Origin of the sequence: Microbacterium sp., assembly GCF_030149085.1 — a bacterium.
GTDB lineage: Bacteria > Actinomycetota > Actinomycetes > Actinomycetales > Microbacteriaceae > Microbacterium.
On the sequence record NZ_JASBSF010000385.1, the window covers coordinates 1 to 7,766 of the forward strand.

At 65.5% G+C, this 7,766-nt stretch carries 8 protein-coding genes; 6 read left to right on the forward strand and 2 right to left on the reverse strand.

The window, feature by feature from the left end; all coding sequences use genetic code 11:
- Positions 1 to 961, reverse strand: a 961-nt coding sequence (sepH, locus tag Q1V87_RS15265; protein WP_300594776.1) for a septation protein SepH, incomplete at its 3' end; no start/stop codon positions are given.
- Between the two features lie 210 nt (positions 962 to 1,171).
- On the opposite strand from sepH, the gene Q1V87_RS15270 reads away from it, so the two are divergent.
- Positions 1,172 to 1,465 (forward strand): DUF4193 domain-containing protein, encoded by a 294-nt coding sequence (locus tag Q1V87_RS15270; protein WP_300594779.1) that lies wholly within the window; start codon positions 1,172 to 1,174, stop codon positions 1,463 to 1,465.
- Positions 1,466 to 1,490: 25 nt separating this feature from the next.
- Here the strand turns inward: Q1V87_RS15270 and Q1V87_RS15275 are convergent, their stop codons facing one another.
- Positions 1,491 to 1,961, reverse strand: a complete 471-nt coding sequence (locus Q1V87_RS15275) for a DUF3093 family protein (RefSeq protein WP_300594782.1) — start codon at positions 1,959 to 1,961, stop codon at positions 1,491 to 1,493.
- A 24-nt stretch (positions 1,962 to 1,985) separates the two neighbouring features.
- Between Q1V87_RS15275 and dut the strand changes: the two genes are divergently transcribed.
- The 5 genes from dut to Q1V87_RS15300 all read left to right on the forward strand — a co-directional run.
- A complete protein-coding gene (gene dut / locus Q1V87_RS15280) occupies positions 1,986 to 2,459 on the forward strand; it encodes a dUTP diphosphatase (protein ID WP_300594785.1) in 474 nt (157 codons plus the stop codon).
- Positions 2,456 to 3,085, forward strand: coding sequence for a DUF3710 domain-containing protein (locus Q1V87_RS15285; RefSeq protein WP_300594789.1), 630 nt, complete (start codon positions 2,456 to 2,458; stop codon positions 3,083 to 3,085). Before dut ends, Q1V87_RS15285 begins: the two co-directional genes overlap by 4 nt.
- Positions 3,086 to 3,144: 59 nt before the next feature.
- Positions 3,145 to 3,837, forward strand: coding sequence for a DUF3159 domain-containing protein (locus Q1V87_RS15290; RefSeq protein ID WP_300594792.1), 693 nt, complete (start codon positions 3,145 to 3,147; stop codon positions 3,835 to 3,837).
- A 132-nt stretch (positions 3,838 to 3,969) separates the two neighbouring features.
- Entirely contained in the window at positions 3,970 to 6,804 is a 2,835-nt protein-coding gene (locus Q1V87_RS15295; protein WP_300594795.1) for an aconitate hydratase, read from the forward strand.
- Between the two features lie 122 nt (positions 6,805 to 6,926).
- A partial coding sequence (locus Q1V87_RS15300) for a 1-deoxy-D-xylulose-5-phosphate synthase N-terminal domain-containing protein (RefSeq protein ID WP_300594798.1) occupies positions 6,927 to 7,766 on the forward strand: 840 nt, incomplete at its 3' end.

Here is a 7,766-nt window from a genome sequence, read left to right on the forward strand (position 1 = left end):
TCGCCTCGAGGTCAGCAGATTCCTCTTCAGCTGCCGCCGGCGGGGGAGCGGTGGCTTCGTCGTAACCGGGCTCGAGGGCATCGAACAGGGCAACCGGTGCACGCTCCGCCTCATCGGTGCTGGGCTCCGGAGCGGACTCCCGCTGACCGCGACGTCGTCGCAGCGCTTCGAGCAGATCCGCTGTCTCGGGGGACGTTGTCACGACGGGATCGGCGGCGCGCTTGGTAGCAGCCTCGCGAACCGCAGCGCTCGCCCGCTCCGGGGTGCGCTCTGCAGGTCTCTCCGCGTCGCGTGCCTGGTCATCGTCTCGTCGGGGACCGAACGCTCCGGAGTCGAATCGCGAGTCATCCTTCGACGGCGAAGGATCGAGAGCGCGCAACCGTGGGATGAGACCATCGGGGAGCGAGCCCTGCCGCGACAACTGCGTCGCATCGGTGTTCAGCGGCGACAGCGTCGTGCGGCGCGGGTCGAACCCCCAGCGGGCATCGTGATCGACTTCGCCGGTGCGGAACTCGAGCTTGATGACCCAGCCGGTGGCATCCTTCCAGCTGGTCCAGCGTTCCGCGGTGGCACCCGCTTCGGCGAGCTTCGCACGCACCGCTGCGCCAAACGTCGACTCACCGTCGGGCTCGAGCTCAACAGAAACGAGCACGGGGACTGCCAGCGCTTGGCTGAGAACGTGCTCGCGTTCAGCAAGGACCGGACCTTCGTAGCGGCGAACGTCTTCGACACGAGCCCCCAAGAGCTCCGCAACTTCCTCCGCACTCAGGCCAGCACGAATCTGCGCCTGGATGTCACGGGGGCTCGGTCTCGCCGCTGTCGTGTCGGACTCGCGAGCCCGCCGGGCGCGCCGGACTTCGAACGCCAGTGCATCATCGAGCGCGAGCGTGAACCTGTCGCCCGACTCCGTTGCGAGGATCAGCTGATCGTCTTCCGTTGCGATGACTCTGAGCTGTTCCATCCCACGCTCCTCCCGTGCCTCTGCGGCGTGTCGGCCCCATGGTGACACACCGAACCGCCGCGGCAGGGAATATCCATCGCGCGCCGCTCGTTTCGATGACGTCGGCACACGGACCGAGCATTTGCTAAATCCCGATCCGTCGTGCAAACTATCGCCGCCCATAGCGGCCCCGCAGCACCGCACCACAGCATCACGCAACGGAAGTAGAGAATGGCCACCGACTACGACGCACCGCGCAAGAGCGACGACGACAGCGAGTCCATCGAGGCGCTCAAGGAGCGGGTCCCCGACAAGATGTCGGGTTCGGTCGACGTCGACGATTCGGACAACCCGTCGGGCTTCGAGTTGCCGGGGGCAGACCTCTCAGACCTCGAACTCGATGTCGTGGTTCTGCCGCCGCAGCAGGACGAATTCACGTGCGCGAGCTGCTTCCTGGTGAAGCACCGTTCGCAGGTGGACCACGAGGAAGCCGGCGGAATCATCTGCAAGGAGTGCGCGGCCTGATCCCGGCGCGCTATCGCCGAAGCGCCTAGCGCGCTGTCTGAGCGCGTCGAATCGCCGCAGCGAGCCTGTCCGGTGTTCGGCTGGAGATGACCCAGGCTCGTGCCGGGTCATCCGGGTCGACGACAGGGACGACGACGACGCCGTCGATTCCGCCACGGATGACGTGCCACGCCGTCGCATCCAGGCCCGGACCACGGGCGAAGCGCGCATCCTCATTCGTGAGGGCAACGGGTTCGCCGAGGTAGCGAGCCTCAATCCAGGCTCGACCGGCGAAGAGGCGACCGTCGGCGACGCGCACCGTCGGGCTCACCCAGACCAGGAGCGCGATCGCGACGACGCCGATCGCTGCGCCGGCGGCCAGTGCGACGGTGGTGTCGATGGGGGTGAGAACCAGTGCCGCCATGGGTGCCACCACTGCGGCAGACACGATCACCCACAGCGACGGCCCCAGCCGTTCGCGATAGTCGGCCGCGGTCTGGACTCTCGTCGTTGCCATCGTGTTCTGCATTACCCTCGTTGCGTGACCCCATCCGTGGACATCCCCATTATCGCCGCCCACCCGCCGACGTATAGCCATCCGGGTGATGCCGGCGCGGATCTGGTCGCCGCTGAGGCTGTGCGCCTCGAACCGGGGGAGCGCGCGCTGGTGGGAACCGGTGTTCGCATCGCCCTCCCGGATGGCTACGCGGCCTTTGTCGTTCCCCGGAGTGGGCTTGCAGCCAAGCACGGCATCACCGTTGTGAACTCGCCGGGCACAGTCGATGCCGGCTACCGCGGCGAGATCAAAGTGTGCCTTCTCAACACCGACGCACGCGAACCATACGAGATCGCGGTCGGCGACCGTATCGCTCAGATGATCATCATGCCCGTCACCATCGCCCGGTTCCTCCCCGTCGAGGAACTGCCCGATAGCGCCCGCGGCGAGGGCGGGTTCGGATCGACCGGCTACGTCGGGGGTAGCGTTGACGCTATGGGACGGAGCGCAGCACGATGACGGAGCAGATCGACGAGGGTTCACCGAACGCCTCGGCTGATGGACCCGAGAAGGATGCCAAGTCCGCTCCCGTAGATCGGGATCAGTCTGGACCCTTCGATGAGGCCGAAGCGCGCGCCGTGCGTCCCTACATCGACCTCGGCGCGATCAAGATCCTGCCGCGGGAAGGGCTGAACCTACGACTCGAGGTCGAGGAGCAGACCAAGCGCATCGTGGCCGTCGGGCTTGACTATGCCGGTTCCACGTTGCAGGTCCAGGCCTTTGCGGCGCCGCGATCGACCGGATTGTGGAACGAGACGCGAGACCAGATCCGCGCGCAGATCCGCCAGCAGGGCGGTCGCGTCGAGGAGCGTCAGGGCCCGCTCGGCCCGGAGCTCCTGGCGGAAGTACCCGTTGTCGCGGGGACGGATCCGTCGGCAGGCAAGCGCATCGCGCGCTTTATTGGCGTGGATGGGCCCCGGTGGTTCCTCCGTGGCGTTGTGGGTGGTGCTGCGGCCACCGATGTGGACGCTGCAGCGCAAGTCGAGGATCTGTTTCGGTCGATCGTCGTGGTGCGCGGCACCACGCCCATGCCGCCGCGCGACCTGATCCCGCTCCGAATGCCCGCAGCCCCGGGTACCACGTGAGCATTCCGCCCTCGGGCGCCGATGATGCTCCACAGCCCGACGAGTCAGCCGCTTCCTCTATGAGCGGAGAGCAGCCTCGGGTCTCGGATGCCGTCAGCGCCGCTCTTGGTGAAGCTGCTCGTCGCGCTGGTCTTGATCCCGCACAAGACGTCACGACGGGTCGCGCTGTCTGGGCTGCGATCGGCGGCTGGCGCGGCATCCTCGAATCAGTCCTCCCGAGCCTCGCCTTTCTCCTGCTGTACACACTCACGAGCGAGCTCGTGCTGGCGCTGGGTGTCTCGGTGGGGCTCGCACTGGTCTTCACCGTGGTGCGGCTTGTTGCCCGCTCGTCGGTGAACGCCGCGCTCGGGGGCTTGATCGCCGCCGCAGCAGCTGCAGCGCTTGCCCTCTGGACCGGGAGGGCCGAAGACAACTTCGTTCTTGGCTTCGTCACGAACGCCATCTACGGATCAGCGTTTCTCGTGTCAGCCGTGGTGGGATGGTCGTTGATCGGACTCGCCGTGGGATTCCTCATGGGCGAGGGGACAGCCTGGCGACGTGATCCGCGCAAGCGTCGGGTCTTCTTCTGGCTCTCGATCGCCTGGGCCAGCCTGTTCGCTGCGCGCCTGATCGTTCAGCTCCCGCTCTATTTCGCGGGAGACGTGACCGCGCTCGGAACCACCAAGCTGCTCATGGGTATCCCGCTGTTCGCCCCACTCATCGCCGTGACGTGGCTGGTGGTTCGGGCGCTGTATCCGCGACGCACCGAGTGATAGCATTTATCTTGACGTCAAGATACTTTTCGGCTTCAGATCCAGTAAGGGTCGCCTTGCTGGCAGGGTCTGATTCCGACGAACAAGATGGGGAGCGACCGGCTTCCCGCCTCCGCCGACGAAGGAGCACACATGTCCACCGTTGACAGCTTCGGTGCCAAGAGCACACTGACAGTCGGGGAGACCGACTACGAAATCTTCCGGATCGACTCCGTCGCCGGGTACGAAAAGCTCCCCTTCAGTTTGAAGGTGCTCCTCGAGAACCTGCTTCGCACCGAAGACGGCGCGAACGTCACGAAGGAGCAGATCCAGGCGCTCGGCTCCTGGAACCCGGATGCCGAGCCCGACACCGAGATCCAGTTCACCCCCGCTCGCGTGGTGATGCAGGACTTCACCGGTGTTCCCTGCATCGTCGATCTCGCCACGATGCGTGAGGCGGTGACCGCCCTCGGCGGCGACCCCGCCAAGATCAACCCGCTCTCGCCCGCCGAGATGGTGATCGACCACTCGGTCATCGCGGATCTGTTCGGCACGCCGAACGCCCTCGAGCGCAACGTCGAGATCGAGTACGAGCGCAACGGCGAGCGTTACCAGTTCCTGCGATGGGGCCAGACTGCCTTCGACGACTTCAAGGTCGTTCCCCCCGGCACCGGCATCGTCCACCAGGTGAACATCGAGCACCTTGCGAAGGTCGTGTACGACCGGGAAGTCGGCGGCGTGCTCCGCGCCTATCCCGACACCTGCGTCGGCACTGACTCGCACACCACCATGGTCAACGGGCTTGGCGTGCTCGGCGGGGGAGGCGGTGGGATCGAGGCTGAGGCCGCCATGCTCGGCCAGCCGGTGTCCATGCTCATTCCGCGGGTCGTGGGCTTCAAGCTCACCGGATCCATTCCGGCCGGTGTGACCGCGACCGACGTCGTGCTCACGATTACCGACATGCTCCGTAAGCACGGCGTGGTCGGCAAGTTCGTCGAGTTCTACGGCGAGGGCGTTGCATCCGTGCCGCTTGCCAACCGCGCGACCATCGGCAACATGAGCCCCGAGTTCGGCTCGACTGCCGCGATGTTCCCGATCGACGACGTCACGCTCGACTACCTGCGCCTGACGGGCCGTGACGAGCAGACTGTTGCGCTCGTCGAGGCTTACGCGAAGCTGCAGGGGATGTGGCACGACCCCGCGCGTGAACTCGTCTTCAGCGAGTTCATGGAGCTTGACCTCGGTACTGTCGTCCCCTCGATCGCCGGTCCGAAGCGCCCGCAGGACCGCATTCTTCTCTCCGAGGCCAAGTCCCAGTTCGAGAAGGACATCCTCAACTACGCCACGCCCACCTCATCCGAGTCGATCGTCGACCTGGAGTCGCAGGGGTCCTTCCCGGCATCCGACCCGGGCGGGGAACCCGGTGATGAGGACGGGCACGTGCACAACGTCCTGATCTCCTCCGGAGGGCCTGCGGCGGCATCCAAGCCCGTGAAGGTGACCACGCCCGACGGGCAGAGCTACCTGCTCGACAACGGTGCAGTCACGCTCGCAGCGATCACCTCGTGCACCAATACCTCGAACCCGTCGGTCATGCTCGCCGCAGGCCTGCTGGCGAAGAAGGCCGTCGACAAGGGACTCAAGCGCAAGCCGTGGGTCAAGACGACCCTAGGCCCCGGATCGAAGGTCGTCACCGATTACTACGAGTCCTCCGGTCTCGACAAGGCGCTCGAGGGGCTCGGCTTCTATACGGTCGGCTACGGCTGCACGATCTGCATCGGTAACTCCGGTCCGCTCATCGATGAAGTCTCGGCAGCTATCAACGACAACGACCTCGCGGTGACCGCCGTGCTCTCGGGCAACCGGAACTTCGAGGGGCGCATCAGCCCGGACGTCAAGATGAACTACTTGGCCTCGCCGCCGCTCGTGGTGGCCTACGCCCTCGCCGGCTCGATGAACTTCGACTTCGAGACCGACCCGCTCGGCAAGGATCAGGACGGGAACGACGTGTTCCTGAAGGACATCTGGCCCTCGACTGAGGAGGTCCAGGAAGTCATCGACTCGTCGATCTCGCGCGAGCAGTTCATCAAGCAGTACGCGACGGTGTTCGACGGTGACGAGCGCTGGCGCAGCCTCCCCACCCCGGATGCCGCGCAGTTCGAGTGGGACGAGAACTCCACCTACGTCCGCAAGGCCCCGTACTTCGACGGAATGACGATGGAGCTCACCCCGGTGAGCGACATCCGCGGAGCTCGCGTGATGGCAACGCTCGGCGACTCGGTGACGACCGACCACATCAGCCCCGCGGGGAACATCAAGGCCGGCACGCCCGCCGCTCAGTACCTCGCCGAGCACGGCGTCGCGCAGAAGGACTTCAACTCCTACGGTTCGCGCCGAGGCAATCATGAAGTCATGATCCGCGGAACGTTCGCCAACATCCGACTGAAGAACGAACTGGTCGCAGCGGTCAACGACGGTCAGATCGTCGAGGGCGGCTACACCCGGGACTTCACGCAGGAGGGCGGCCCGCAGTCGTACATCTACGACGCGAGCATGAACTACCAGGAGCAGGGGATTCCGCTTGTCGTGTTCGGCGGCAAGGAGTACGGCTCGGGCTCGTCGCGCGACTGGGCGGCCAAGGGAACGAACCTGCTGGGCGTGAAGGCCGTCATCACTGAAAGCTTCGAGCGTATTCACCGCTCGAACCTCATCGGAATGGGAGTCGTGCCGCTGCAGTTCCCCGCCGGAGAAAGTTGGAAGTCGCTCGGCCTGGACGGCACCGAGATCATCAGCATCACCGGCCTCGAGCAGCTCAACGAGGGCGTGACCCCGAAGACGGTGCGCGTGACCGCTGAGCCGAGCGAGTTCTCACCGGAGGGCAAGCAGACTGTCGAGTTCGACGCGATTGTTCGTATCGACACACCCGGTGAGGCTGACTACTACCGCAACGGCGGCATCCTCCAGTACGTGCTGCGCTCGCTCGTCTGAGAGTCGAACGCAGCCGAGGGGCGAGGTCGAGACACGGGAGTGCTCGATCCCGCCCCTCGGCTCATCGATAGACTTGCGAGATGGCATTTCCGGCTGGGATGCCACCCGACGGGAGGAGTGAGATGGCTTTGCTTCCCACGATCCGCTCGCCACGGGATCTGGACGCTCTCACGACGGATCAGCTCTGCGAACTTGCGGAAGAGGTGCGCGCGTTTCTTGTCGAGAACGTCGCTCGCACAGGAGGCCACTTAGGGCCGAACCTCGGCGTGGTCGAACTGACCATCGCACTGCATCGGGTGTTCTCTTCGCCGGATGACCCGATCATCTTCGACACCGGGCACCAGTCATACGTCCATAAGCTCCTCACGGGGCGCCAGGACTTCTCACAGCTGCGCAGCCGTGGCGGCCTTGCCGGCTACCCCCAGCGCTCAGAGAGTGAGCACGACGTCGTCGAGTCATCGCACGCGTCCAGCTCCCTCAGTTGGGCCGACGGAATCTCCCGGGCGTTCGCCCGCACCGGGCGCCGTGACCGCCATGTCGTTGCCGTTGTCGGTGATGGCTCGCTGACCGGCGGCATGACGTGGGAAGCGCTCAACAACATCTCGGACGACAACGACCGCAATCTCGTCATCGTCGTCAATGACAACGGACGCTCATATGCCCCGACGATCGGCGGCATGGCACGCTACCTGAACCGCGTGCGTACGGCATCCAGCTACGAGACGCTGCGCAAGCGGTCCGACCGGATCTCCAGCCGGCTCGGGCCCGCGGCTCGCGCCTTCTACCGGGGGGTCCGGGGCGGAACCCGGGGTTTCCTTTCCCGATTCACGAACAACGAGGCGTTGTACTCGAACCTCGACATCAAGTACCTCGGCCCGATCGACGGGCATGACCTTCCGATGCTGATCGAGACACTCGAGCTCGCAAAGGAGCACGGGGCACCGGTTATCGTGCACGCGATA

What these genes read in the sequence shown, in the direction of transcription:
- Q1V87_RS15270 (WP_300594779.1), top strand. Translation starts at nt 1,172, where the DNA reads ATGGCCACCGACTACGACGCACCGCGCAAGAGCGACGACGACAGCGAG.
- Q1V87_RS15275 (WP_300594782.1), bottom strand. Translation starts at nt 1,961, where the DNA reads ATGGCAACGACGAGAGTCCAGACCGCGGCCGACTATCGCGAACGGCTG.
- Q1V87_RS15285 (WP_300594789.1), top strand. Translation starts at nt 2,456, where the DNA reads ATGACGGAGCAGATCGACGAGGGTTCACCGAACGCCTCGGCTGATGGA.
- Q1V87_RS15290 (WP_300594792.1), top strand. Translation starts at nt 3,145, where the DNA reads ATGAGCGGAGAGCAGCCTCGGGTCTCGGATGCCGTCAGCGCCGCTCTT.
- Q1V87_RS15295 (WP_300594795.1), top strand. Translation starts at nt 3,970, where the DNA reads ATGTCCACCGTTGACAGCTTCGGTGCCAAGAGCACACTGACAGTCGGG.